This window comes from Arthrobacter sp. AZCC_0090, assembly GCF_014207375.1.
Taxonomy (GTDB): domain Bacteria; phylum Actinomycetota; class Actinomycetes; order Actinomycetales; family Micrococcaceae; genus Arthrobacter.
This window is the reverse complement of record NZ_JACHEE010000001.1, coordinates 490,368-515,303: the sequence shown is the minus strand read 5'-3', so window position 1 is coordinate 515,303 and position 24,936 is coordinate 490,368. Positions and strand designations below refer to the sequence as shown.

20 protein-coding genes are annotated in these 24,936 nt (G+C 63.3%); 8 read left to right on the top strand and 12 right to left on the bottom strand.

Going from position 1 to position 24,936, the window contains the following annotated elements; genetic code table 11:
* Nucleotides 1-135: 135 nt before the first annotated feature.
* The 6 genes from HNP00_RS02420 to HNP00_RS02395 form a co-directional block, all read right to left on the bottom strand.
* On the bottom strand, nucleotides 136-3,330 hold the full coding sequence (locus HNP00_RS02420; protein WP_184735490.1) for an efflux RND transporter permease subunit: 3,195 nt from the start codon (nucleotides 3,328-3,330) through the stop codon (nucleotides 136-138).
* Nucleotide 3,331: 1 nt separating this feature from the next.
* Nucleotides 3,332-3,796 (bottom strand): hypothetical protein, encoded by a 465-nt coding sequence (locus HNP00_RS02415; RefSeq protein ID WP_184735489.1) that lies wholly within the window; start codon nucleotides 3,794-3,796, stop codon nucleotides 3,332-3,334.
* Nucleotides 3,793-6,981, bottom strand: a complete 3,189-nt coding sequence (locus HNP00_RS02410; protein ID WP_260404713.1) for an efflux RND transporter permease subunit — start codon at nucleotides 6,979-6,981, stop codon at nucleotides 3,793-3,795. The genes HNP00_RS02415 and HNP00_RS02410 overlap by 4 nt, the downstream gene beginning before the upstream one ends.
* 270 nt (nucleotides 6,982-7,251) lie before the next feature.
* The gene (locus tag HNP00_RS02405; protein ID WP_221451057.1) at nucleotides 7,252-8,070 is read right to left on the bottom strand and encodes a hypothetical protein; all 819 of its coding nucleotides are present in this window, start codon (nucleotides 8,068-8,070) and stop codon (nucleotides 7,252-7,254) included.
* A gap of 858 nt (nucleotides 8,071-8,928) precedes the next feature.
* The gene (locus HNP00_RS02400; protein ID WP_184735487.1) at nucleotides 8,929-12,066 is read right to left on the bottom strand and encodes a PAS domain S-box protein; all 3,138 of its coding nucleotides are present in this window, start codon (nucleotides 12,064-12,066) and stop codon (nucleotides 8,929-8,931) included.
* Between the two features lie 211 nt (nucleotides 12,067-12,277).
* Complete coding sequence (locus HNP00_RS02395) at nucleotides 12,278-13,168, bottom strand: ribonuclease Z (RefSeq protein ID WP_184735485.1); 891 nt, start codon at nucleotides 13,166-13,168, stop codon at nucleotides 12,278-12,280.
* A 104-nt stretch (nucleotides 13,169-13,272) separates the two neighbouring features.
* Here HNP00_RS02395 and HNP00_RS23110 point away from each other — a divergent pair, with 104 nt between their 5' ends.
* The 3 genes from HNP00_RS23110 to HNP00_RS02385 are packed head-to-tail and all read left to right on the top strand — an operon-like array spanning nucleotide 13,273 to nucleotide 14,961.
* Nucleotides 13,273-13,938: a dienelactone hydrolase family protein gene (locus HNP00_RS23110; RefSeq protein WP_311770473.1), complete on the top strand. Its 666-nt coding sequence runs from the start codon at nucleotides 13,273-13,275 to the stop codon at nucleotides 13,936-13,938.
* Nucleotides 13,905-14,276 (top strand): dienelactone hydrolase family protein, encoded by a 372-nt coding sequence (locus HNP00_RS23105; protein WP_260404712.1) that lies wholly within the window; start codon nucleotides 13,905-13,907, stop codon nucleotides 14,274-14,276. Before HNP00_RS23110 ends, HNP00_RS23105 begins: the two co-directional genes overlap by 34 nt.
* 28 nt (nucleotides 14,277-14,304) lie before the next feature.
* Nucleotides 14,305-14,961 (top strand): DNA alkylation repair protein, encoded by a 657-nt coding sequence (locus tag HNP00_RS02385; protein ID WP_184735483.1) that lies wholly within the window; start codon nucleotides 14,305-14,307, stop codon nucleotides 14,959-14,961.
* Between the two features lie 62 nt (nucleotides 14,962-15,023).
* On the opposite strand, the gene HNP00_RS23610 is transcribed toward HNP00_RS02385, so the two are convergent.
* Nucleotides 15,024-16,496, bottom strand: a complete 1,473-nt coding sequence (locus HNP00_RS23610; protein WP_184735481.1) for a polysaccharide deacetylase family protein — start codon at nucleotides 16,494-16,496, stop codon at nucleotides 15,024-15,026.
* 340 nt (nucleotides 16,497-16,836) lie between these two features.
* Here HNP00_RS23610 and HNP00_RS02375 point away from each other — a divergent pair, with 340 nt between their 5' ends.
* From HNP00_RS02375 to HNP00_RS02355, 5 genes are all read left to right on the top strand, one after another.
* Entirely contained in the window at nucleotides 16,837-17,031 is a 195-nt protein-coding gene (locus tag HNP00_RS02375) for a DUF1918 domain-containing protein (protein WP_184735479.1), read from the top strand.
* Between the two features lie 73 nt (nucleotides 17,032-17,104).
* The gene (locus HNP00_RS02370) at nucleotides 17,105-17,593 is read left to right on the top strand and encodes a VTT domain-containing protein (protein WP_184735477.1); all 489 of its coding nucleotides are present in this window, start codon (nucleotides 17,105-17,107) and stop codon (nucleotides 17,591-17,593) included.
* A gap of 32 nt (nucleotides 17,594-17,625) precedes the next feature.
* Entirely contained in the window at nucleotides 17,626-18,429 is an 804-nt protein-coding gene (locus HNP00_RS02365) for a thioesterase family protein (protein ID WP_184735474.1), read from the top strand.
* Nucleotides 18,429-19,199 (top strand): lipoyl protein ligase domain-containing protein, encoded by a 771-nt coding sequence (locus tag HNP00_RS02360; protein WP_184735472.1) that lies wholly within the window; start codon nucleotides 18,429-18,431, stop codon nucleotides 19,197-19,199. Before HNP00_RS02365 ends, HNP00_RS02360 begins: the two co-directional genes overlap by 1 nt.
* Before the next feature lie 107 nt (nucleotides 19,200-19,306).
* Complete coding sequence (locus tag HNP00_RS02355) at nucleotides 19,307-21,613, top strand: FdhF/YdeP family oxidoreductase (protein WP_184735469.1); 2,307 nt, start codon at nucleotides 19,307-19,309, stop codon at nucleotides 21,611-21,613.
* Here the strand turns inward: HNP00_RS02355 and HNP00_RS02350 are convergent.
* The 5 genes from HNP00_RS02350 to HNP00_RS02330 form a co-directional block, all read right to left on the bottom strand.
* Nucleotides 21,610-22,284, bottom strand: a complete 675-nt coding sequence (locus tag HNP00_RS02350; RefSeq protein WP_311770472.1) for an MBL fold metallo-hydrolase — start codon at nucleotides 22,282-22,284, stop codon at nucleotides 21,610-21,612. The genes HNP00_RS02355 and HNP00_RS02350 overlap by 4 nt on opposite strands.
* On the bottom strand, nucleotides 22,281-23,366 hold the full coding sequence (locus HNP00_RS02345) for an S-(hydroxymethyl)mycothiol dehydrogenase (protein ID WP_184735467.1): 1,086 nt from the start codon (nucleotides 23,364-23,366) through the stop codon (nucleotides 22,281-22,283). The genes HNP00_RS02350 and HNP00_RS02345 overlap by 4 nt, the downstream gene beginning before the upstream one ends.
* A 238-nt stretch (nucleotides 23,367-23,604) precedes the next feature.
* The gene (locus HNP00_RS02340; RefSeq protein WP_184735465.1) at nucleotides 23,605-23,862 is read right to left on the bottom strand and encodes a mycoredoxin; all 258 of its coding nucleotides are present in this window, start codon (nucleotides 23,860-23,862) and stop codon (nucleotides 23,605-23,607) included.
* 216 nt (nucleotides 23,863-24,078) lie between these two features.
* Nucleotides 24,079-24,501 carry a VOC family protein gene (locus HNP00_RS02335; RefSeq protein WP_184735463.1) on the bottom strand — a complete coding sequence of 141 codons (423 nt, stop codon included), beginning with the start codon at nucleotides 24,499-24,501 and terminating at the stop codon, nucleotides 24,079-24,081.
* Nucleotides 24,502-24,521: 20 nt separating this feature from the next.
* Nucleotides 24,522-24,911: a hypothetical protein gene (locus tag HNP00_RS02330; protein ID WP_184735461.1), complete on the bottom strand. Its 390-nt coding sequence runs from the start codon at nucleotides 24,909-24,911 to the stop codon at nucleotides 24,522-24,524.
* Nucleotides 24,912-24,936 lie beyond the last annotated feature (25 nt).

The window sequence follows — 24,936 nt, the reverse complement described above, 5'->3', positions numbered from 1 at the left end:
AACGGACGCGGCAACGGCCTCCACGGCCCTGCTGTCCGTAATCCTGGCTGTCCTTCCGTCCATACCCACAGCATCGCAGGAGGCACCGACAAAATAGTGCCGTCGCCGGTGCACGACTCCGGCAGACACACTTGGCTAGCTAGTTTCCTGAGCTCGGGAAGGAATCATTCGCCTGAATCTCCGGGAAATTAGCGCCGATCCCTTCCTCGCCACGCGTGAAGCTCCGCTCGGGATGGACCCTGCTTTGGCGAAGCGAAGGTAGAGCGAAGGAACAATGAACAAATTGAGCAGTGTGGACGTGACGAGTCCGCCCAGAATGACCACGGCCATCGGGTGTTCGATTTCATGGCCCGGGATATTTCCCATGACCACCAAGGGCACGAGGGCAAGTCCGGTAGCCAAGGTGGTCATGAGGATCGGGGAAAGCCGTTCCGCAGCTCCGCGCAACACGAGCGCGCGGCCGAAGGCTTCGTCCTCGTTCCTTTCCAGATGCTGGCAGTGGCTGATGAGCAGGATCCCGTTGCGGGCTGCGATGCCCATGACCGTGAGGAACCCGACGAGTGAGCCGAGCGAGAGGACCCCGCCGGTGATGTAGGCGGCGAAAACCCCGCCGACCAGGGCTATCGGGAGCGTCAGCAGCGCAAGCAGGGCCAGCCGCCAGCTCCGGAACGATGCCTGCAGGAACAGGAAGATCAGTGCAAGGGCCGCTATGGCGAAGATCGTCAGGCGTTCGGTGGCCGCCTGGCGTTCCGTGTACTCACCGAGGAGTTGGACGCTATAGCCGGGCGGCAGGTTCATCTCTTCGAGGCGTTCCTGTAGCGTGCGGACAACTGTCCCGAGGTCCGCCCCCTGATCGATAAAGGAACCGACCTCAACGCGGCGGGATCCGTTCGTGCGGTCAATGAGGTTGGGTGTCGCTTGCACACGGACAGCGGCGACGTCGGCCAGCCGGACGCGCTGTCCGCTGGGGGTGTCGAGCGGCAGGTCTTCGATGCTGGTGACGCTGGCGCGGGTCTCAGGTGTGCTCCAAACCTGCACGTCATAGGCACGTCCGTCCCGGAAGACGTCGCCTACCTCTTCCCCGGCTACGAGTGTCGCGGCTGCCCGCCGGACGTCGCCGGGTTTCAGCCCGTACTTTTGCGCCGCGGCAAGGTCCACCTTGACCGTAATCTGCGGTACCTCGACTTCCAGGGAAACATGGGGTTCATTGGTGCCCGGGATGTGGTCAAGGATGGATTTGATCTTTTGGGCCTGGTCCCGAAGCACGTTCAGGTCATCCCCGTAGACCCGGACCAGGATTGGTTCGCTGGCCCCGGTCAGGACCTCTTCGATTCTCTCTTTCAGGTAGGTCTGGACGTCGCGGTGCAGGCCCGGATAGCCGTCGACAACCTCCTGGACAGCTGCCACCGTTTTTTCGTAGTCAGCGTGGCGGTCGATGCTGATCCAGTTTTCCCCGGCGTTGACGCCGACGATCTCGTCTGCGGTGAACGCTTGGCCTATGTGTGTTCCACAGTTCAGGACTCCGGGCACCTTGAGGAGCTCCTCGCAGCCCCGTTGTGAGATGCGGTATTCCTCTGCTGCCGATGTGCCGGGCTCTGAGACCCAGTGCATCAGGAAGTCGCGTTCCTTGAAGGTGGGGAACAAGGACTGGCCCATCAGGGGAGCGATCGCCAGACCCGCCAGCGCGATGGCGCCGAAACAGGCGTAGCCGTAGCGGGGCCGATTCATGGTTCGGGACAAAGCGGCGTGATATGCGCGTTTGAGCACCCGGACCAGGGGAGGATCGCGCTGCTCCAGTTTCGCCTTGCCGAGCAGAATCAGTGCCAGCGCCGGTGTCACCGTCAGCGCGACAAGCATCGAGGCGAGGACGGCCAAGGTATAGGAGACAGCCAGCGGCCGGAAAAAGACACCGGTCAGTCCGTCGAGGAAGAAAATGGGAACGGCCGCGACGACGATAATCAAGGTCGCGTAGACAATGGGACTTCGCATTTCCAAGGAGGCCCTGAGCACCACCGAGGCCGTTGATTCCTCGCCGCCCAGGGCCCGGTGCTGTCTGAGCCGGCGCATGATGTTTTCGACGTCGATGATCGCGTCGTCGACGACGACACCCACTGCGATGACCAGCCCCGCCAGGACCATGGTGTTGATGGAGCTCGCCGTGAAGTACAGGACGAGCGCCGCCGTCAGGAGGGAGAGCGGAATGGCTACGAGACTGATCAACGCTGTCCGCCACTGGAAGAGGAAAGCACCGAGGATCATGACTACCAATAGGCAGCCCAGGAGGAGAGCGAGGCTGAGGTTGGAAATCGCCTCCTCGATGAAGCTCGCCGGACGGAAGATGGTGGTGTCAAAGGTGATTCCACTCAACCCTGGCTGGAGCTGGCGGAGGGCGTCCTCAACTCCCTTCGTCACATCGAGGGTGTTTCCCCAGGGGAGTTTCTCGACGATGAGCATGAGCCCGTGCCCGTTGTTGATCACCGCGTCGCCGATGAGCGGCTGGTGGTCCTCCACGACCTTGGCCACGTCGCCCAAGTGCAGCGCGACGCCGTCCTTTTCCCTGATAGTGACTTGCGCAAGGTCCTCGGGGCTGGAAACCGCTTGGACATGCTGGACGCCCATTCTCTGGTTGGGACCGTCAATAAAGCCTCCTGTACCGATGAACCGGCCGGGGGAATACTTCAGTAGGCCGGCGTCCACGGCTCCGGCGGTGACTTCCATGACCTCGTTGAGGGAAACGTTTTCGGCCTTGAGCCGGTCCGGCTGCACCTGGACCTGCAGCATCTGGAGCCGTTCACCCCAGATGGCGACGTTGGCCACCCCGGGCACCCGGAGCAACCGGGCGCGGATCGTCCAGTAAGAGAGCATGGACATCTCGATCAGCGACCGGTTGGCGGAGGTCATGCCGATCTTCATCACGCGGCTCGTCGACGACAAAGGCTGAAGCATGACCGGCGGAGCCGCCCAGGTGGGCAGAGCGGAGGTCACTGCCGCCATCCGTTCAGAGACCACCTGGCGGGCGTTCAGCAGATCGGTACCCTGCTTGAAGACGAGCACGATCGAGGACAGCTGGGGCACGGACTTGGAGCGCAGCTCGTCCAGGCCGGGCATGCCGCTCAGGGAAGCCTCGATCGGGACGCTGACCAGCTCTTCCACTTCCTGCGCGGTCAGGCCTAGGCAGGCGGTCTGGATTTCCACGCGCGGGGGCGCGAATTCCGGAAAAACATCGATGGACGCTGAGCTCAACTGGACGGAGCCCAACAGCATCCCTGCGCAGGCCAAGGCAACAACCACCGTCCTGAATTTGAGGCTGATGCCTATGATCCAACGCATCTCAGTGGGCCGTATCGAATTCCTCGCCGAACAGTTCCTCGGCCCCTAGCGTTACCACCACCGTGCCGACCGGCGGACCCTCTCGCAGCAAGGCGGCTTCGCCGGCGATTCGCTCGATACTTACCGCCTGGCGGACATACACACGGAGCTCCGGATTTGTGTAGACCCAGGTCTTGCCCTGGCTGTCGTACAGGATCGCCCCGTAGGGGACGGTCAGCTTCCCCTGCGGACCAGACGCAGCCATACCGGTTTTCAGCCCCAGCCGTTCGACGGCGCGTTCCGTCAGGGTGATGCGGTGCAGGTCCGTCCCCGGGACTTCTTCCAAGGTGGCAGGGGTGTCTGCGGCAGACACGGCTTCGGCTTGCGGCTGGGAACAGGCCGGCAGCGACAGCGTCAGGAACGCGGCCACCACCAGAGCGATCAGGAGCTTGATGATGTGGCGCCGTCGGGAAGCTAGCTTTTTCATGGTGCATCCTCGCTCTGTGCCCGGAGCAGAGAATCGTTCCGGGTTGCGGTCCTAGGCGCCCGTTCCAGTCCGAATCGAAGCAACAATGCGGGCAAGACGAATAGCAGGAAAGGAGTCGTGGTCAGCAACCCGCCCCAGATGATGACGGCGAGCGGTTGGATGAGTTCCCTTCCGACCACGCCGCCGAGGAGCACGAGCGGCAACAGCGCCAGCCCCGTCATTAGGGCCGACATCAGAACGGGAATCAACCGGTCCCGCGCGCCTCGGACCACGAGCGCGGATCCGTATGTCTCCCTGCCCTCAGACCCCAAGCTTCGGGCGTGCCATATCAGGAGGATGGAACCACGCACAGCGATGCCCAGGACGGCGGAGAAGGCAGGAAGCGAGATCAAGGAGTTGATTCCGCCCGTCATTTGGGCGGCGAGCACCCCGCCCGAGAGCGCCGCAATCAGGCCCAGGAAGACCGCGGCACCTAGCCGCCAGCTTCCCAGCGCCGTCTGGAGAAGCACGAGGATTCCGGCCGCAGCGACCGCCGCCAGCAGCCACAGCCACCGGGCGCTATTTTGTTGCTCTGCGTACTGGGTGAGGATTTCCGCATGGTACGAGAGCGGGAACTGCAGTTGCTGCAGGCCCTTCTCGATGTCCTGCTGCACGTCGTTGAGCGCGCGCCCCTGAATCTCAGCCTTCACATCGATCCGGCGCGAGGTGTCATCGTGCAGAATGACCGCCTCGTTCCCGACCATGTTGACTCGGGCAACGTCGCCGAGGCGTACGTGCCCGCCACTTGGGGTGTCGATCAGGAGCTCGCGGACGCTGGTGAGGCTGTTCCTGGTGGACGGGGTGCCTTTGACGATCACCGAGAAGACTTTTTGTTGCTGGTAGATGTTGCCGACTTCGATTCCCTGCAGCAGGGCAGCGGCCGCGCGCCTGACATCGCCTGGGATAACGCCCGCCTTCTGGGCCGCGGCAAGGTCAACCTGGACCTCGACGATTGGTTGTTGGGCGGGCGCATCGACATGGGGATTGACGACGCCGCCGGTCCGAGCCAGGATTTGCCGCACCTCCTCTGCCTTCTGGCGGAGCGTGGCCATATCCAGGCCGTAAACCCGGACCGTGAACCCGGGGTCGGCGGCCTCATGGATCTGGTCGATCTTCTCCTGCGGGTACGTGGATACTTTGCCGGTCAACCCTGGGTACCCAGCTACAACGCGCTGGACAGCGGCTGCCGTGTCGCGGTAGGAGGCCTCCGCGGAAACGGTCACCCAGAGCTCTCCCGCGCTGATGTCACCCACCTGGTCCGAGGTGATGGCGCGCCCGACATGTCCTCCCACATTGGCCACGCCGGGAAGTGCCCGGAGTTCTTGCGCGGCCGCATCAGTGATCCGGCTCATTTCCTGGTCTGATGTGCCGGCGATCGTACTCCACTGCACCACGAGGGTCTTGTCCGGCAGGACGGGCACCGTCGGATGGCCAGTGGCCAGCTGGGGCGCGAGCGCAAGTCCGGCGAGGGCGATGGCCGCGGCGCCCGCGAAAACCCACCGTGCCTTTCCTTCCACCCGGGACAAGGCACGGCCGTATCGGCTCTGAACCCGCCTTAGCGCGCGGCGGTATCCGCTGTGGACCCGGCCCAGTGGGCGTCCTTCCCTTGCGGTGGTCCGACCGACGGGCAGGACGAAGACCAACGCGGTGGTTATGGTCAGCGCAACGATCATCGCGACAGCCAGGGTGAGCAGGTAGGAAAGGAGTAACGGTCCGAAAAGCGCTCCGTCCTCGCCAGGCACGAAGAACACGGGCAGCACAGACAACGCCATGATCAGCAGAGAGTAGAGAATCGGCGTTCGCACTGCCCGCAGGGACGCCGTCACCAAGGTGTCGCTCGAGTCAGCGACGCCGGACCTGGTGCCAGCCCTGGCAGCGCGGACTGCGCCATAGAGGTCTTCGGCGACGTCACCAACGATGACGGCCAAGGCCAGGATCATTCCGGCCAGGACCATGGTGTTCATCCCGGTGCCTCTCAGATACAGCACCAAGGCTGCCGCCGTCAGGGAGGCCGGAATCGTAACCAGGCTGATGACCGCGGTGCGCCAGGAGCGGAGGAACGCGCCAAACATCGTGACTATCAGCAGCAGCGAGACAAGCAGTGCGACACCAAGCGTGCCGACCTCTTCTTGGATGAACGCTGCTTGTCGGTAGACGGTCGTATCGATCGTGACGCCGGACAGCCCCGGCTGGAGGGCATGGAGCGCATCATCGATGCCCCGGGTCACGTCCCCCGTGTTCGTCTCCGGGAACTTCTCGATGACCAGGAGCAGTTCGGCATCCTTGCCGGACAGTGCATCCCCGATCAGCGGCTGGTGGTCGGTCACGACGTGGGCGACATCGCCCAACACCAGTTTTCCGGCGGGCCCCTCTAGGCTGATTTGGCCCAGATCCTGCGGCGTGGTGATCGGCAGGACGTGCTGCACTCCGAGCCGCTGGTGGTCGGTCTCCAGAAAGCCGCCGGTGCCGGGCGTGGATGCCTCAAGGTAACTCAAGGGCGACACCCACACGGCGTTGCCGGTGGTAGTAATGACCTCGTCCAGTGTCACGCCCTTGGCCTCAAGTTGCTCAGGATCGACCAGGACCTGCAGTTGCTGGTCGCGGAGTCCCCAAATAGCCACGTTCGCGACGCCGGGCACCGCGAGGAGGCCAGGCTTCATGGTCCAGCGGGCCAGAACAGACATGTCAATGGCCGACATCTCTTTGGAGGTCAGTCGAATCATCATGACCCGGCTCGTCGATGAGAGCGGCTGCATCAGGACGGGCGCGGCAGAAACGTTCGGCAACGCGCGTGCCTGGGTCAGACGTTCAGACACAAGCTGGCGGGCCCGAAAAAGGTCGGTCCCCGGCTTGAACACCATCTGGATCGATGACAGGCCCGGGACGGATTTGGAATGAATGGCTTCCACCCAGGCCACACCGTTCAACAGGTCCGCCTCCATCGGGGAAGTGATCAGCTGTTCAACTTCCGCTGCGGAGAGCCCCAGGGCGTCAGTCTGGATTTCAACCTGTGGAGGGGCGAATTCCGGGAAGGCATCAACTGCCATGCCCGGCAGGCTCGTGAAGCCGAAACCAAGGATGCCCACCGCCAATGCCAGGACCAGAAACCGGAACTGGATGACCCACCGGAGGATCATGCTCATCATGGCCGGTAGCCCGGTTCTTGGGGTGTGAGGGAGAAGCCATAGCGGGGAGAAGACACTCCAGAATCAATTTCCGGTAAGTGCCCGTTGGAAATGTAAGATCCCCGGTACCTGTCCACCACGCGGCTCCTTGGAGCAGTGCCAAAGCGCCCCCAGACGTGTACGTCCATCATGATCCCCGGGCAAACCCCGGGTCAACGATCTGTGTAAGGATTCTCAGGATAACAACAGGGGAATTTCCTTCTTTTCACAAGTGATAGTGGTATGCGCGCGCTAGCCGCCGGAGACTGGCGTCGCTATCTCGGCGTGGGGCGTTGTGCCGTAAACACTCGCACTGACCTGGTAGGCGTGCCCGTCCATTTCCAGTGCTTGCTGATTGATCTCACTCAGCTTGGAGCCTGCGAGCGCCTCCGCGGTGATGAGGTCCAACGACTCTTGGTCCGCACCGCCAACCGCTGTCACTTTCACCAAGCCCGTGCCCGCTGAATAGAGTTTTTGCTGGTGGCCCACAGACGGTTCCAGGGGATTGTATTCGTCAATGACCAACACATCGTCGTAGCACGCGGCGGGGACGCACACCCGTTCGTGCTGCTTGAAGACAGTTCCGCAATCCAGGAAGCCTACGTCGGGTGCGTGGGCCTGGACGTACCCGGGGGTACCGGTCACCGGCTGATCCTGCATGGCGATCCCTGCCTGGGCCTTGGAAATGCCGCTAATGAAAGTGCGGGGCGCGCCGGTGAAAGTGCCGTTCTCGTACTCTTCCGGGTACTCCCCGAAGAGCCAGACCGCTCCCTTCTCCGTCTGGGCAAAGAATGCCAGTTCGGATTCCACCAACTGCCCGTCGAAGTAGTCCCGGTCCCACATCACGAGGGTCTTCACGCCGTCTATCACCTTTGTCAGTCCGGTCACGGAGTGGACGACCGTGCGCTCGGAGGTGCCATCGGCGCTCTTGACCGTTCCCTTGGTCGTGTACTGCATGCCGGGCTTCAGCGGAAACCACTTGTTGTCTATCTTGGGCGTCGATTGGAAGGCGGAGCGGTCATAGTGGATGGCGGACCCTGCCCCGCAGAGCTCTGCGGTGTCCGAAGTCACGGTTGGGGTCACAGTTGGCGACCCCGACGCCGGCCCCGGCCCTGTCGGTGTCCCCTTTGACGTAGTCGGGGAGGGCGTATCGACTGGCCCGGAACACGACGCGACGGCGGACATTGCCAGAAACAGCGCGAGTGCGGAACCCAACGCTGTTAGTCGTTTACTTGTCTGGAACATCTCGGTGTCCTTTCACGTGTGGATTTGTTGCTTGGGCTAGTTCCCACGGATGGCGTTTCGAGGTCTGCGCTCTTTCGCGACAGGGAGTTGACGGATGCCCAGTCTGGAGCCTGCATCCCTGCGCATATACCGGGCGATGAGGTATTCATAACAGGCCGAAGAAAGGACGACCGTGGCAAGGGGCCAGAGCTCGCTGCCATGGAGAGTTAGCCGCCCGGCCCGGCTCTCTGCGGCAGACAGGACGTGGAAGCGGACCATGTATTTGCCTCACTGTTTTCATGCCGCACCACCCACGGTCCAACTTTTCTCAATTGTGCTCCGGCAGGCGCAGAAAAAGAACAGACCGCCCGTATCGTCTCATGGGCGGCCGTCGCCTGCCGCGGGTCCAGAGCTCAAGGTTAGCGCCAGCGAGGACTCCTTTTGGCACGCTGGGGGGCCGGCGGCGTCTGGGGTAGAGAGCCCCGAGCCCCGGGCTCCAGGGACCCTCCCGCCGTCGGCCCCGTCAAATGCCGGTCCCGGAGGTCCGGCTGGTCTGTCTCAAGCCGCGGATGTGTTCCTGTGTTAATTCAACAACTTTCTCCGCCCTGAGGCACGAGTGCCGCCTACTCGTTTTCCAGACACCATCGGCCCGACACGCGGGCGGCCTACCCAAGTTAAACATTAGGAGAAGCCATCCCTCGAATGTTATGCGTGGGCCTCATCCGAGGCGCTCAGCGCCAAGGCGTTGTCCAACTCCTTATCCACCCGTGCCAGCTCGGCAAGAAGGCGGGTCAGCAGCTCGGTACTGGATTGGCCACCGTCCTTGCGTCCAAGATCCTCCAGTTCCTGGCACAGAGATGCAACACCGGTGGCCCCGATATTGGCCGCGGCGCCCTTGAGTGTGTGGGCTGCATGTTCGAGTGCGTCTCCGCCGCCATCATCCAACGCATGGCGAAGCGCAGCCATGCTGGCGGGGATGCCGCGCCGGAAGGCGCCCGCAGCTGCGGGCAAGAGCCCACGACCGTCCGCCGGACCCAGTTCGCGAAGAACCGCGAGGCGTCCCGGATCAACAGCCGGGGCTTCAGCTTCGGGACTAACCCCGTGGGGGACCCACCGCTTCAGGGCTTCATCCAGCGCGGCCAGATCGACGGGTTTGCTGAGGTAGTCATCCATGCCTGCCGAGAGGCAGCGCTCACGGTCTTCGTCCTGGGCGCCGGCGGTCATGGCGATGATGGGCAGGCGCGCGGAGCGGTTCCCCTGCGCCCGAATGCTCCTGGTCGCTTCGAAACCGTCCATGACCGGCATATGGCAATCCATGAGCACAGCCGCATAGGAGTGGGCGGCGATGGCGGAGACAGCCTCGGCACCGTTGGCAGCCACCTCGGCTTGGTAGCCCAGTTTGGTAACCATTTCGCAGGCGACGAGCTGGTTCACTTCGTTGTCCTCCACCACCAGGATCCGGCCCAGGGAAGGCCTGTCCGGCGTTGGGGGCCGTGCCGGTGCGGACGCGGGGTCGGTCGCTGCGTTGCCAGCCACCAGCCGCATAAGTCGGTCGTAGAGTTCCGACCCGCGTACGGGTTTCGTGAGCCATTCGCCGATTCCGGCATCAGTCATGTCGGTCTTGGACACCTGGGACGCGGACGTCAGCATCATGAGCCGGATGCCACGCAGCGCGGGGTCGCCGGTGAGCTCGTGGGCAAGCTCGAGGCCATCCATGTCCGGCATGCACATGTCGAGCACGGCAACGTCGAAGGGTTGTCCGGTGGCGGCCGCCGTCCGGGACCGGTCGAGGGCCGTTCGCGCGTCGGCTACCGCATCCGGCCGCAGTCCCCACGTGTTCAATTGCGATTCCAACACGAACCTATTGGTGGCATTGTCGTCGACCACCAGCACACGCAACCCTGCCAACAGGCCCGGGACCGGAGGGGCAGGAACCCGTTCAGGATCCTTAGCCACCGGCAGGCGGATGGCGAACCAGAACCTGCTGCCTTCACCAGGGGTGCTGGTCAATCCAATCTCCCCGCCCATAGCTTCAGTCAGACGCCGGCATATCGCCAGCCCCAGCCCCGTTCCGCCGTATCGGCGCGTGGTGGAGGCATCGGCCTGGGAAAAAGAATCGAACAGGCGCAGATGATCCGTGGCCTCGATACCGATACCGGTATCACTTACCTCGAACCGCACCAGCGCGGTTCCCGCGTCCTGGTCGACGACGTTCACCCGGATGGCGACTTCGCCGGACGCGGTGAATTTTACGGCGTTCGAAGCCAGATTCAGCAGGATCTGCCGGATCCGGCCAGCATCGCCGGCTAGCTGGGCAGGAACATCGGGGTGGCAATACGCGATGAGTTCCAGACCCTTGCCCTGTGCCGCTTCGGCCAGGAGCCCGGCAACTTCCTCCATCAGATACTGCGGGTCAAAGGAGGTGATGTCCAGGTCAATTTTCCCGGCCTCCAGCTTCGAGAAATCCAGGATGTCGTTAATCAGGGTCAGCAAGGCTCCGGCAGCGGTTTGAACCCCTTCGGCGTATTTGCGCTGTGCTTCATCCAGCGGCGTGTCCAGCAACAGCGTCGTCAGGCCTATGACTCCGTTCATGGGGGTACGGATCTCATGGCTCATCGTCGCGAGGAACTCGGACTTCAACCTGCTCGATTCCAGGGCCGCCTCCCGGGCAGCCAGCAGCTCGGCTTCAGCGGCCCGCCGCGCGGTAATGTCCTGCCCGATGGTCGCAATTCCGATGACCCCGTGTTCGCCGCGGATCGGGGAGACCGTCAAGGACACTGGCACGATGGACCCATTCTTGCGGACCCGGTCTGTCTCGAAGCTACGGGCCTGCCCACCATCCAGGACGGCGGCCAGCACCTCGTCCTCGGCCTGGAGGTGGTCCGGAATGAGGAGCCGGACGTCCCGGCCAATCGCTTCAGCGGCGGCGTACCCGTAGAGCTTCTCGGCCCCAGGGTTCCAACTGGTGATAAGGCCCTCCGGAGTCATGCCAATGATCGCGTCAGCCGAGGACTCAACGATGGCGGCCAAGCCCTCCAGTTGGGCGAGCGCCTCCCGGGCCTGGTCCTGTGCGCGTTGGCGGGAAGTGACGTCGCGGAAACTCCAGACCCGTCCGACGATCTCATCTCCGACGAGTTGGGGCCGGGAGTAGCGCTCAAATGTCCGCCCGTCACGGAATTCCAACATATCCAGGCTCTCCGCTCCCGGATCGGCGTACAGCTCCTGGACCTTGCCTATGAAGCCGTCGGGATCCATGAGTTGATCCAGGACGAAAGCCAACAACCGGCCGTCGTCGTGGGACTCCAGAAGATCCGCAGGGATGCCCCACAACTCGGCGAACCGTTCGTTAGAACCAGCAATGGTACCGTCCGCCGCGACGACCAGAATGCCATCCGCGGTGGATTCCAGGGTGGCACTGAGCAGAGAGAGGGCGTCACGGAGTTCCGCGTCAACGCGGATGCGGTCACTTACTTCGCGGATGGAGGCGACGAGATGCATGCCGGGTCCGACCCCGAGGGGAGCGAAGCTGACCTCAATGGGAAACTCGCTGCCGTCACGGTGACGGCCGAACAGTTTCAGGTCTGTCCCCGCCCGGTGTATTCCCGGATCACTGGCAAAGAGGTCCCGGATGGCGCCGCCCTGGCCCTGGAACCGCGCCGGAAGCAGCATCGCATAATGCCTGCCCAGCAGCTCGCTACGCGAATAGCCGAAGAGTTGCTCCGTGTAGGCGTTGCCGAATGTGATCTGTCCGTCCTCGTCGATCACGAGCAAAGCGTCGGGCACTGCCTCAACGAGGCCCCTGTAAGAACCGACGCTTTCCAGCGGCTGCATCTCGTTTGTCATTTCGGCCCCCAGAGCTGAATAGATGACAAGCCCGCCCACATCCGCGGACGCCTGGGTGTGACCGGTGTGGCCCTCCCCACGGACAGGTTATCCGGGAACCGACCCGAAAGCACGACAAAATTGCCATGTACTTCCAACGCCGTCATGAGCCGCCATCGCGTCGCGGTTCGGAGCGTCCGGGGGGGCGGAGGATCCGCTTCGTCGGCGCTCTCTACCCCCATCGCTGCCGCTTCGGGAAGGGGACCCTGTCCAGGTCGTTTGCGGCGACGACGGCGGCCGCGCCGGACCGCGCCCGGGCCTGACCCTCAAGCATGCTGACATCGGTGTAGCGTGAGGAAAAGTGGGTAAGGATGAGCATGCCCGCTTCAGCCGTGGCAGCCACCGCCCCCGCCTGCCCGGCGGTGAGGTGGCGGTACTGCGCGGCGAGGTCGCCGTCGTCGTCGCTGAAAGTGGACTCAGCCACGAGCAGGTCGACCCCCGCGGCGAGTTCCTCCGCACCGGCACATGGGGCCGTGTCCATCACGAAGGCGAAGCTCTGTCCGGGCCTCGGCGCGCTCACGTCCTCCAAGCGCACGCCGCCCAGAATCCCGTCCCGCTGCAGGACGCTGACGTCCGGTCCGGTAATCCCGGCCGCCGCCAGCCTCTCCGGCAGGAGGCTCCGACCGTCGGGCTCGACAACCCTATAGCCGTATGTCTCGATTCGATGAAACAGCGGGCGCACCTCCACCCCGGCGGCGACGGGCCCGGCGCTCCCGTGCGGATGAAGCCGAAGGTCGATTCCGGGAGACGCAACGGCGACAAGCGCGCGGATCATGTCTTCGCCGGACGCGGGGTAGTGCAAGTGGATTGGATGCTCCACGCGGTCCAAAGCCATACGCGAAAGGACGCCGGGCAACCCGAAACAGTGGTCGCCGTGGACGTGTGTAACACAGATGCGCGTGATCTGGCTGGCCGAGACGCCAGCTTGGATCATCTGCCGCTGGGTACCTTCTCCCGGGTCGAAGAGCAGGCCCTCGCCATCCCAATGGAGCACATATCCGTTGTGGTTGCGGGTCCTGGTCGGGACCTGGGAGGCGGTGCCGAGAACCACGAATTCACGCATGGAACTGAGTGTCTCACTACTTGGCGGCTACACCCATCCTCGCGGGCTCCTTGCCGGAAGACAGTCTTGGGAGGAAGATATGCGGCAAACTCAGGAGGCCTTTCGTGACCCAGCTTGGCAAATTTGAGAAGTACCTGGTCGAGGAATTCTTTGACGACTATCGTGCCGGAGACATGTCCCAGGACGCGTTCATTCGTCGGGTGGCCTTCATTACCGGGAGCATGGCCGCCGCTTCGTCAACAATGCTGCAGCTCGGTTGCACACAGGAGGAAGTCCCGCATAGCACCGACCCCATGCCGAACTCCAAGGCTTCGTCGGCCCAGCTGCCAAGGGCCGGGAACCCGGGGGACGCAACGGCCGGCGTGGCCAATGCCGGGCCAGTACCGGGGGCGAAGAGTCCGCTTTCCGTACCTGAGGGCGCGTCCGCCCTGGTGACGGCGACCGTCCGGTTCCCCTCCGATGGTACCGAGATCAGCGCCTACCTCGCCAGACCGGAGGAAGCCGGTGCGGGGCCGGCGGTGCTCGTCTGCCATGAGAACCGCGGACTTACCCCGCATATCCAGGACGTGGCGCGCCGTTTTGCCAAGGCAGGATACGTCGCCTTGGCACCGGATCTCCTGAGCCGGGAGAGAGGCACGCGGAGCGTGGATGCCGATGCCGTCCCTGGAGCGCTGACACGGGCAGGCGTTGGGCGTCATGTTTCCGACTTTTCCGCGGGTTTCGACTACCTCCGATCATGGGTTTCGTGGACGGGGAGCGGATCGCGATGAACGGCTATTGCTTTGGCGGCGGCATCACCTGGCAGGCAGCGACTGACATACCAAGGCTGAAAGCCACAGCGGCCTTCTATGGACCCGCACCTGACCTGGACAAGGTGCCATCGATCAAACCAGCAGTTTTTGGCGTCTATGCCGAACTCGACCAGCGCATCACCGGCGCGATGCCGGCACTTCGGGATGCACTGGCAGCCACTGATGTTCGCCACAAGCTCAGTGTTTATCCCGGCGTCGACCACGCATTCCACAACGACACCAGCGAGCGCTACAACCAAGCCCAGGCCACTGCCGCTTGGCAGGACACGCTTTCGTGGTTTGAAGAGTACGTCTGACCGGACACTATTGCGAAAGAATGTTCGCATGAGTGACGCAGCCAGCTTCATCGACGAAGCTTTACGCCGTGAAGGCTCGTGGATCCGTGCGGAGCAGGCGCAGGCGCGGTTGGGAAACAGGCTAAGTCACTATGGGTCCTCGACCGGGGCGATCCGAGGGACGATTCGCGACACGCTCCGCCGCTACCCGCAACTCGGGCATGACGAGGTCACTGCCTTGAGCTCGGAATTGTGGGAGGTTCCCGTTTTCGAGCGACGGCTTTCGGCAGTTGTCCTGCTGCAGTCCAACGTCCTTCTGCTGACGAATACCGATTTGACGCGCCTTGAGGGCTTTATCCGTGAAGGAAGGATGCGCGATCTGGTCGATCCGCTCGCGGTTGACGTGATTGGACCTTTGATTGCCAGGTTGAAAGGGCAAGCTAAGACCCGGGCCGGAAGCGTGCTGGATCGCTGGGTGCGGGAACGTGACGAGTGGCTCTGCCGCGCCGCCCTCATGTCGCCAATACGGGCCCTATGCGCCGGAGGAGGCGACTGGGACGCGTTTGTGGGCCATGCCCAGCTGGCGCTCGACGCCGCTAGGGAGACCGGCGGTGAAGCGGACATAGTCAGGGAGGCGGTTTCCGCCGTGCTGAGTGAGGTTGCCAAACGCAGGCCTGACCTGCAATTCCCGTCGTCAGTCGCTTGACCCGGCTTGCGGTGTCCGCGCCGATAGCGCCCGCAAGCCCGAACCAACTCGAACCAACCCCGTCAATTCCTTGGGAAGCTGGTGTCGTAGCGATACATGAAGGCCGCCACCGCGTCCCGGTTGACGGGTGTGCCAGGCCGAAAGGTCCTGGTTCCGTTGGTTTCGGTCCAACCTTTGGAGATTCCTGTGGACGAGAGCCACGTGATTTCCTTATAGAACGGGGCCTGGGGCGATACGTCGGCGAAGGGCGAAACGGCCGGGGCTGTGAAGGCAGGACTGTGTGCGAAGCGGTACAAGAAGGCTGCCGTGGCATCACGGTTCACGGCCTGGAGCGGGCGGTAGGTCCTGGTCCCGTTTCCTTCATCCCAACCGGTGGAGATGCCCTGGGCCGCCAGCCATGAGATCTCTTTGTAGAACGCAGTTTGAGGTGTCGTGTCGCTGAAAGGCGAAACGGCTGGGGGAATGAACGCGGGACTGCCGGCGAGTCTGTACATGAAGGCTGCCATGGCGTCCCGGTTCGCGGCCTGCAGCGGGCGGTAGGTCTTAGTCCCGTTTCCTTCGTCCCAGCCGGTGGAGATGCCCTGCGCCGCCATCCAGTTGATCTCAGTAAAGAACGGGTAACCGACGGGAACGTCAATGAACGGACTCGATGCAGGGGGTGGCGGTGGCGGTGGCGGCGGCGTCGATTGTCCCAGCGCCTGGGCCACGGTTTTGACCGACGTGGTTCCGTTGGCGGTCCGGGCGGCCAGCCAAGTAACAAACGTGTCAAAGAGCGTCGGGCTGATGGTCAGCGTGGGATCAGTTCCGATCGCGATGTGGTGGAACGTCAGCTGAAGCCACCCGCCAGTGCTTTCGGCATTGGTGACCAGATCCTGCAGATTCTGAAGGGTCCAGGTGCTGTCGACTTCATCCGGAGCCTTGGTGACCAGGGGGTTTGCCGGAGGAAGGGTCTCGGCGAACGGGCAGCTTGGGCAGCTGGCGGGTGATCGGATGTCGCCCAGACCCCGTCCGCTTGCAAATCCGCAGTTCTTGACCTCAGTCTGGACGGTCGCGTTTTCCGCGGCAAAGGGATAGGCGAAGTTGCTCACCTGGAATCCCCAGCTTTCCAGTGTCGATTTGCCGTTGCAGATTTCCGCGCTTGCGGCCGCGGCGGTGAGAGTGGTCAGATCCGGGTGGGTGACGGTATGGCCGCCGATTTCATTGCCGTCGCCGGCGATGGTTTGCAGATTTGCTTGGGTCAAGTAGCTGGGCGTGCCGATCCAGCTGGTAGTGATGAAGAAGGTTCCCACCAGCCCGTGGGCCTTGAGCACCTGCTCTGCAGCGAGTTGATTGTCGTTGCCGTCGTCGAAGGTCAGGCTCACGATGGTCGGGGCTGCGGCATGGGCGGGAACGGCGATTCCGCCGAGGGTCCCCGCGGTGAGCAACAGGACGCCCATAATGGACATCAACTGCTTGTTCTTGTTTGGGTTGTTCAGGCGGCGGGACTCGCCTGTCCGCAGGCCCTGCTTCTTGTGATACTTCTGTAACCAGCGCATGGCTCCTCCAAGAGACGGAGGACCCCCAGGCGCGTATGAATGTAGGGTACGCCTTCAATCCCGCGGGTTGAACAGAAGAGGCAGGCAAAAGCCGAATTCACAGCTTGCGTTCAGGTTCTAGGGTGCTCGACGGCGGCCGCTGCGTACCAGAGGCGGGTCGCGGCGTCGTCGAGCATCTCAGTCGTCGAGCTTCTCAGGGAGTGCGTTCTGGTGGTACCAGGGCAATGTTGCAAGCGGCGCTAGCAACATTGGGTATCCCACATCGCAAGCTAGATGCCCACCGGCAAGCTGTTCCCACGGCAGCCCAACACTCGTAATCTGATCCTGGGAGGTGGTTCCTGTGGAAGCAGCCCAGGGAGATCGGATCATCATTCATGGCAGGACTGTCGGCGCGTCCGACCGACACGGAGAGATTATCGAAGTCCGCGGTGCCAATGGTGCGCCGCCGTACTTCGTGCGCTTTGACGACGGACACGAGACCATTCTGTACCCGGGGGGAGACTTCACCGTCGACCACACAGGACGGGCGACCTAACCCCGGACCGGCCGCCTTCGCGGGTGAGATAAGGTAAGACTTACCTGCCGAGGAGACCGGGGGAGGGCAACGCGTGGAGCAGATCCTTGACCTGCCCTTCGAGGTGGCCCTCGTGTCGCTTTTCGCTGTGGTGATGGTCCGGGTCAACGCGACGTATTGGATCGGCCGTGGCGCGGCGGCGGGATGGGACCGCGCGCGTTTAGCCGGCGCCTTGCATCGCCCCAAAGCAGCCAAAGCGCAGGTTCTGATACAGCGCTTTGGCCCCTACGCCGTCGTACTGACTTTCCTGACTATCGGACTCCAGACTGCCGTCAACCTGGCCGCGGGGGCCGCGAGGATGCCGCTCAAGAGGTACCTCCCTGCGGCTATGGCGGGTTCCGCGATCTGGGCCTTCGTGTACGCCACCATTGGGCTTGCGGCAATCGAAGCGTGGCTCGCCGTCATGGCGGCCTCACCTTTGGGCGCGGTTCTCCTGGTCCTCGCCCTTGCCGGGGTTGCTGTCTTCCTGGTCATCTGGCGTCGACGTCGGACGCCTGTGGCGCCAGAAGATACAGTGGTCTGAGTTCCACTACCGGACAGGCGAAAGGGCAGGCGTTGAGTATTGAGCTTCCGGACCTCGCGGAAGGCGACTTCTACTACGAATCGCTCGGAGATGGGCGGTTTCGCTCAACTATTCACGCCCAGGGCGCGTGGAATCCGCATGAGCAACACATGGCGCCCGCGTCGGGGATCTTGGCTGATGCCCTGCTCCGCCATGAGCCTCGCGACGACGTCCGGATGGCCCGCCTCAGCTACGAAATCCTGGGACTGATCCCGGGCGGCGAGTTCGAAATCACCACCAGCACGCTCCGCCCCGGCAGAACGATTGAACTGATCCAGGCGGAGCTCTCGGCGGCAGGCCGCGTGGCTATCCGGGCCACCGCCTGGAGGATGGCGACCAGCGACACGAGTGCCGTCGCCGCCATCGAAGACGTCGCAATGCCGGCCCCGGACGAATGCAAGCCATGGGACGGTGCCAGTGTGTGGCCGGGCGGCTACATCCGATCTTTGGAAATGCGGATAGCCGAAGGACACCGGGCAGGCTCCGGCAAAGTCTGGATCCGCACGGAGCATCCGCTCACCGATGCGGCGGATAGCCGCGATCTCGCGAGGCTCGTCGGACTCGTTGACACTGCCAACGGCATTGCCGCCCGCGTTTCGCCCGGGAAGAACAGCTACATCTTCCCGAACCTTGACCTCCAGATCCACATGTACCGGGAGCCTGCGGGGGAATGGCTTGGCTTGGACAACATGGTCTCCTTTGGCAATGACGGCATCGGCCTCACGTCCACGGTGCTCCACGACATCAGCGGCCCCTTCGGCCGCGCCGAACAGATCCTCACACTGAGGAAGGGTTGATGGAGCCCAACGGAGCGCAGCGCACGCTGACTGTGGTGCGACAGGAAGAATCGCTCGGCGTCGCTGATGACCTGGATTTTGGGATCGAGCTCCTGAACCGGGCCCGCAGAGGGCTGCTGGGGCCAACGCTCCGCCTGTACCGGCCCCGCCCCACGGTCGCTTTCGGGCAACGCGACGCCAAACTGCCGGGATTCCAGGCCGCGTCCTCGGCGTGCCGGGACCTGGGGTTCGAACCTCTGATCCGCAAGGCGGGAGGAAGGGCTGCGGCCTACCATCGGGGCACCTTGGTGATCGACCACGTCGAGCCGCACGCCGACGCCATTGCCGGAGCCAAGGCCCGTTTTTCATTCTTTGGCGAGTTGCTGGCGGGTGCTCTCCGTCGCGTAGGGGTGCAGGCCGCCGTCGGGGAGATTCCCGGTGAGTACTGCCCGGGTGAGTTCAGTGTCCACGGCCTGGACCCGGATTTTCCGGCACACCAGATCAAGCTGATCGGCACCGCCCAAAGGGTGGTCTCCGGCGGATGGCTGTTCAGTTCGGTGATCGTGGTCGAGAACTCGGCTCCCATCCGGGAAGTCCTCACGGCCAGCTATGAAGCGCTCGGCCTGGAGTGGGATCCCGGCACCGCGGGGGCTGCCAACGATCTCTTGCCGCAGCTGGACGTCCCCACCGTGGAAGCCGCCGTCGTCGAAGCCTACGCCGACTATGCGGAACTGCTCGACGGCGATTTCCAGGCGCTGCTACCTGCGACGAGCACCAGCCTGCCGTTGTAGACGGATACTGCCAGGACTACGCTTGAGGCCACAACTATGTGGTCCCCGGGCGGTGGCTTCCGACCCGATGTTGAACGTGCCGCCCTCCTGAAGTGAGGTGGTAAGCAATGGACAAGAAACGATCCGTTGTCCACGATTCCGACGCGGACCTCACCGTCGGTCCGCCCAAACGATCGGCCGCGGGTCTGCCCAGCCTGGTTGAATCGTTGCCGCATTCGCTGAGCCAGATGGGCCCGTCCCGCATGTGGAAGTCCCTTCGCGCCATGAACCAGAAGGATGGCTTCGACTGCATGAGCTGCGCCTGGCCCGATCCTCCGGAGCGGAAACTGGCCGAGTTCTGTGAAAACGGTGCGAAGGCAGTCGGGTGGGAGGCGGATCCGCTTAAAGTTCCGGCCACTTTCTGGGACGAGAACGACGTCGAATCCCTCGCCCAGCGCTCGGAGTACTGGCTTGGACAGCAGGGCCGGCTGGTGGAACCCGTCTACAAGCCCGCTGGTTCGAGCCACTACCGCCCCATCAGCTGGGACAACGCGTTCCGGATTGTGGCCCGTGAACTGAACGCGCTTGATTCACCGGACGAAGCGACTTTCTACACGAGCGGACGGACCAGCAACGAAGCCGCGTTTGTCTACCAGCTCTTTGTGCGCGCCTTCGGGACCAACAACCTGCCGGACTGCTCCAACATGTGCCACGAATCCACCGGGCTGGCCCTCGGGGAGACACTCGGCGTCGGCAAGTCCGCAGTCACCTACACGGATTTCGCCAAGGCGGATTTGATCATCATCATGGGCCAGAACCCCGGGACCTGCCACCCCAGGATGCTCACGGCCTTGGAAGAGGCCAAGCTCGCAGGTGCCAGCATTGTCGCCGTGAACCCGCTCCCGGAAGCCGGGCTCATCAACTTCAAGAACCCCCAACGTCCCCGCGGCCTGGCGGGCAAAGGAACGGACCTGGCAGACCAGTTCCTCCAAATCCGCCTCGCAGGGGACATGGCGTTGCTTCAAGCCGTGTCCAAGCGTGTCCTGGAAGCAGAGGAAGCTGCCCCGGGGGCAGTGCTGGACCACGCGTTCATCGAGGAACACTGCCGAGGGCTGGAAGAGTTCAAAGCACACCTTGAATCCTTGGACGAACAGGACGTCCTCGCCGCAACGGGCCTGCGGACCCAGGAAATCGACGAACTCGCGTCCCGCTACCTGCGTGCCGAAAAAGTCATCGTTACCTGGGCCATGGGCCTGACCCAGCACAAGAAGGCCGTGGCAACCATCAAGGAGATCGTCAATCTGCTCTTGCTCCGCGGGAACATCGGCAAACCCGGCGCCGGCCCGTCGCCGATCCGCGGCCACAGCAACGTCCAAGGCGACCGCACCATGGGCATTTGGGAGAAGATGCCCGAACCGTTCCTCAACGCCCTGCAGCAGGAATTCGGATTCGACCCGCCGCGGCACCCGGGCGTCGACTCCGTCGATAGCATCCGCGGAATGCGGGACGGCCGGATCAAGGTGCTGGTCGCCCTCGGTGGAAACCTCGTGCACGCCATGTCGGACACCACCGCGGCTGAGGCCGCTGTCCGGAAGACCAGGTTGTCCGTCCAGATTTCCACGAAACTCAACCGTTCCCACGCCGTGGTGGGCGAACAAGCAATGATTTTGCCGACGATGGGCCGCACGGAAATAGACCGCCAGACGGGCGGCGAGCAGTTCGTCACCGTCGAAGACACCGTCTGCGCGGTTCACCGTTCGGCGGGAAGGCTGGAGCCGATTTCCGATAAGGTCCTGTCCGAAGTGGCGATCGTATGCCGCATGGCACTCGCCGTGCTCGGTGACAAGGTCCCGGTTGACTGGCCAGGTTTTGAGGCGAACTACGATGCCGTGCGCGATCACATCTCCCACGTGGTTCCGGGCTTCGAAAACTTCAACCAGAAGGCCCGGAGCCGCGACGGTTTCGTCCTACCCCACGGTCCCAGGGACGAACGGAAGTTCCCCACCGCCACAGGCAAGGCAATGTTCACCGTCAATGATCTGGAGACCATCCACGTCCCGCCGGGGCGCCTACTTCTTCAGACAGTCCGCTCCCACGACCAATTCAATACGACCACCTACAGCATGAATGACCGCTACCGGGGCGTGAAGAAGGGCCGCCTGGTGCTTTTTGCCCACCACGATGACCTAGCCGATCTGGGCCTCGCCGACGGCGGCTACGTTGACGTTCACAGCGAAGCCGACGACGGCGTGGACAGGGTCCTACGCCAGCTGCGTTTGATCGCGTACCCCACAGCCCGTGGATGCGTGACGGCCTACTACCCGGAAGCCAATGTCCTGGTACCCCTCGATTCGACGGCGGAAGGCAGCAACACTCCCGCGTCCAAGTCCGTGGTGGTGCGCCTGGAACCGGCCGCACCACCGGACTTTGGCTAGTGCCCCCGGGCGATCCATTCCTCCAAGTGGGGCGCCTCGGCGCCAACAGTGGTGGAGTCGCCGTGGCCTGTCAGGACCAGCGTGTCTTCCGGCAGCGTCAGGATCTTAGAGCGGATGGAGCCGATGATCGTAGGGAAATCGCTGTAGGAACGCCCGGTGGCACCCGGTCCGCCCTGGAACAGCGTGTCGCCACTGAACAGTACTCCGGAATGATCGGTTCCTTCGCTCTCCAAGTGGAAGGACACCGAACCGGGGGAGTGACCCGGTGTGTGGATGGCGCTGAGCCGGGTACCGGCGACCTCGAAGATCTCGCCGTCGGTGATGCCGGCGTCGGGATCGGCATCAGGGTAAACCGCCTCCCAGAGCATCCAGTCGTCACGGTGCAAGTGGATCGGCGCACGGACGATGTCCCGGAAAGCTCCAGCGGATCGGATGTGGTCGTCGTGGCCATGCGTGAGGAGGATCGCTTTGACGGTGCGGTCACCGATCGCCTCCGTGATGGCCGCCGGCTGGTGCGCGGGATCGATCACGATGCACTCGGAATCGTCTCCAACGATCCACACGTTGTTGTCCACATCCCAGGTGCCGCCGTCCAGCGAGAACGTGCCGGACGTGACTACGCGCTCAACGCGGACAGTGTTGGTTTCAGGGGCCAGGGTTTCATCCGTCACAGTTCAACCACCGATCGAAGGACGGAACCCGAGTGCATCTTGTCGAATGCGTCCTCGATATCGGCAATGCCGATCCGCTCCGTGACAAAGGCGTCGAGATCGAGCTTGCCCTGACGGTAGAGGCTGACGAGCATGGGGAAATCGCGGGAAGGCAAGCAGTCGCCGTACCACGAGGACTTCAGGGAACCGCCCCGGCCGAAGACGTCCAGCAACGGGAGCTCGAGAGTCATTTCCGGCGTCGGGACACCGACCAGCACTACCGTGCCGGCGAGGTCGCGGGCATAGAAGGCTTGCTTGTACGTTTCGGGGCGGCCGACGGCGTCGATCACCACGTCTGCGCCAAAACCGCCGGTGAGTTCGCGGATCTGCTCAACGGGATCTCCCTGGGAGGAGTCCACTACATGCGTGGCGCCGAGTTCGCGTGCGCGGTCCAGCTTTTTGGCATCAATATCGACGGCGATGATGGTGGTGGCGCCGGCCAGGGCGGCGCCCGCGATGGCGGCTACGCCAACACCCCCGCAGCCGATAACGGCCACGGAGTCGCCACGCTTCACGCCTCCCGTGTTGATCGCCGCACCGAGCCCGGCCATCACACCGCAGCCAAGCAGTCCGACGGCGGCAGCATCGGCGTCGGGGTCAACCTTCGTGCATTGCCCCGCGGCGACGAGCGTCTTCTCCGCGAAGGCGCCGATGCCGAGCGCGGGGGAGAGGACGGTGCCGTCCTCGAGGGTCATCTTTTGTGTGGCGTTGTGCGTGTTGAAACAGTACTGGGCCTGGCCCCGGTTGCAGGCGCGGCAATTGCCGCAGACTGCCCGCCAGTTCAGGATCACGCGGTCTCCGGGAACGATGTCCGTGACGTCCGGGCCGACGGCGCTCACAACTCCGGTTGCTTCATGCCCCAGAAGGAAGGGGAAATCGTCGCTGATTCCGCCCAGCTTGTAATGCAGGTCTGTGTGGCACACGCCGCTGGTCAGGATGTCTACCAAGGCTTCGCCGGGGCCCGGCTCCGGGACGAGGATTGTTTCCAGGGTGACGGGTGCACCCTTCGAGCGGACGATTGCCCCTTTGACTGCGTGGACCATGGATAACTCCCCTTTGAGGTTCGTGGACCGCGGACGTGTTGCCCGGGTCTGATCTCAAACTGTCTATCACATGGGCAGGACCAGTGACTAGGGTTGTTGCGCTTTGAGCGGCATGTTGCGCAATGCGCTACGAAATCCGAAGGACGGCGGAAGGTTACCCTCGCGAACTGGCAGCAGATGACCGTCCCCGTCGATTTTGGGGGAATCTGTTGCCAGTTCGCGCAAATGAAGGGGCGAATCAGGCGGCGAGACGCTTCTCGACTTCGGCTGCCGAGGGGTTGGTGGCAGCAGTGCCATCCGGGAAGAGGACCGTGGGGACCGTCTGGTTGCCGCCGTTCAACTTCTCCACGAGTTCGGCAGTGCCCTCAACCTCTTCGATGTTGACCTCGTTGTAGCCGATGCCCTTGGCATCCAGCTGCTTCTTGAGGCGGTTGCAATAGCCGCACCAAGTGGTCGAGAACATGGTGATGGTGCCGGATTCGGGGGTGAAGTCCACGGATTTCTCCTGTCGTCTGTGTTGGAACTACTCGCGTCAACGGTAACCCGACGGGTCCTGTTCCTCCGTTTGCGTGTGTCACATGACACTCGCGTAGTAGCTGAGGCTTTCGGTTACGGCGTTACGTACTCGAACCTGAGCGGCAGCGAACCCGTTGCAGGCAGCCTTAAGAGACGTCCCATGAATGAGCGGTCAGCGGTGAGGCCTAGACCGGCCTCAGACGGTGACTTTACCGCCGTCGTCGACCGTCCACGTCGGGTTGTAGGCAATTTCCCACCGGAAACCATCAGGGTCCGCGAAGTAGCCTGTGTAGCCGCCCCAGGGTTGTGCCTTCGGGGGAACGACGACGACGGCACCCGCGGCTTGGGCTTCCGACATGGTCCGGTCCACGTCCTCGGGGCTGGAGACGTTGTGGCTCAGCGTGATCGATGGGATGCCCGACGGCGGATCGACGGCAGCTTCCCCCTGCATCTGTTCCACATTCCAGAGGGACAACATCAGTCCATGGTTGACCTGGAGGAAGAGGACGTCGCCGGGAAACTCGGCGTGGACCGGCCAGCCAAGGCCGTCGACATAGAAACGGCGCGACGCATCGACGTCGCGCACGCCCAATGAGATGAAATCGACGCGCGGTTCCATGGGACCGTAAGTGTCCGGTCCTAAAGCGACTCTTCGACGGCGACGCCGGACTGGAACTCGCGGCCGTCAGCTTCGCTGAACGCAGTCATCACATGTCCCTTGCCAAGGCCGTTGATTGCCGAGAGAGGGAAATGGCCCGTGATGGTGTTCCCCGAGTGCTCAACACCCTTGAGGTCGTAGTTCTCTTCGGCGCTTTGGTCGTGGTTAAAGGAGAAGAAGGCAATCGCCTCCCCGTTCATGAACTCGATACCCAGTCTTCGTTGAGAGGAATAGTCCGGAGTCGCCGCGACCAGGCCCACAACAAAGGCGCCGGAACCAGGGATGTTGCCCTCGATCTCGAACTTCGCCACGAGCGTGGCTTCCGTGGCGGTAATGCTGGCCTGCTTCAGAAGTGCCTCATGGATGCTCATGGCTCAATCCTGCTCTGTGCGACTC

What these genes read in the sequence shown, in the direction of transcription:
- HNP00_RS02420 (WP_184735490.1), bottom strand. Translation starts at nt 3,330, where the DNA reads ATGCGTTGGATCATAGGCATCAGCCTCAAATTCAGGACGGTGGTTGTT.
- HNP00_RS02415 (WP_184735489.1), bottom strand. Translation starts at nt 3,796, where the DNA reads ATGAAAAAGCTAGCTTCCCGACGGCGCCACATCATCAAGCTCCTGATC.
- HNP00_RS02410 (WP_260404713.1), bottom strand. Translation starts at nt 6,981, where the DNA reads ATGATGAGCATGATCCTCCGGTGGGTCATCCAGTTCCGGTTTCTGGTC.
- HNP00_RS02400 (WP_184735487.1), bottom strand. Translation starts at nt 12,066, where the DNA reads ATGACAAACGAGATGCAGCCGCTGGAAAGCGTCGGTTCTTACAGGGGC.
- HNP00_RS02395 (WP_184735485.1), bottom strand. Translation starts at nt 13,168, where the DNA reads ATGCGTGAATTCGTGGTTCTCGGCACCGCCTCCCAGGTCCCGACCAGG.
- HNP00_RS23105 (WP_260404712.1), top strand. Translation starts at nt 13,905, where the DNA reads ATGGGTTTCGTGGACGGGGAGCGGATCGCGATGAACGGCTATTGCTTT.
- HNP00_RS02385 (WP_184735483.1), top strand. Translation starts at nt 14,305, where the DNA reads ATGAGTGACGCAGCCAGCTTCATCGACGAAGCTTTACGCCGTGAAGGC.
- HNP00_RS23610 (WP_184735481.1), bottom strand. Translation starts at nt 16,496, where the DNA reads ATGCGCTGGTTACAGAAGTATCACAAGAAGCAGGGCCTGCGGACAGGC.
- HNP00_RS02360 (WP_184735472.1), top strand. Translation starts at nt 18,429, where the DNA reads ATGGAGCCCAACGGAGCGCAGCGCACGCTGACTGTGGTGCGACAGGAA.
- HNP00_RS02355 (WP_184735469.1), top strand. Translation starts at nt 19,307, where the DNA reads ATGGACAAGAAACGATCCGTTGTCCACGATTCCGACGCGGACCTCACC.
- HNP00_RS02345 (WP_184735467.1), bottom strand. Translation starts at nt 23,366, where the DNA reads ATGGTCCACGCAGTCAAAGGGGCAATCGTCCGCTCGAAGGGTGCACCC.
- HNP00_RS02335 (WP_184735463.1), bottom strand. Translation starts at nt 24,501, where the DNA reads ATGGAACCGCGCGTCGATTTCATCTCATTGGGCGTGCGCGACGTCGAT.
- HNP00_RS02330 (WP_184735461.1), bottom strand. Translation starts at nt 24,911, where the DNA reads ATGAGCATCCATGAGGCACTTCTGAAGCAGGCCAGCATTACCGCCACG.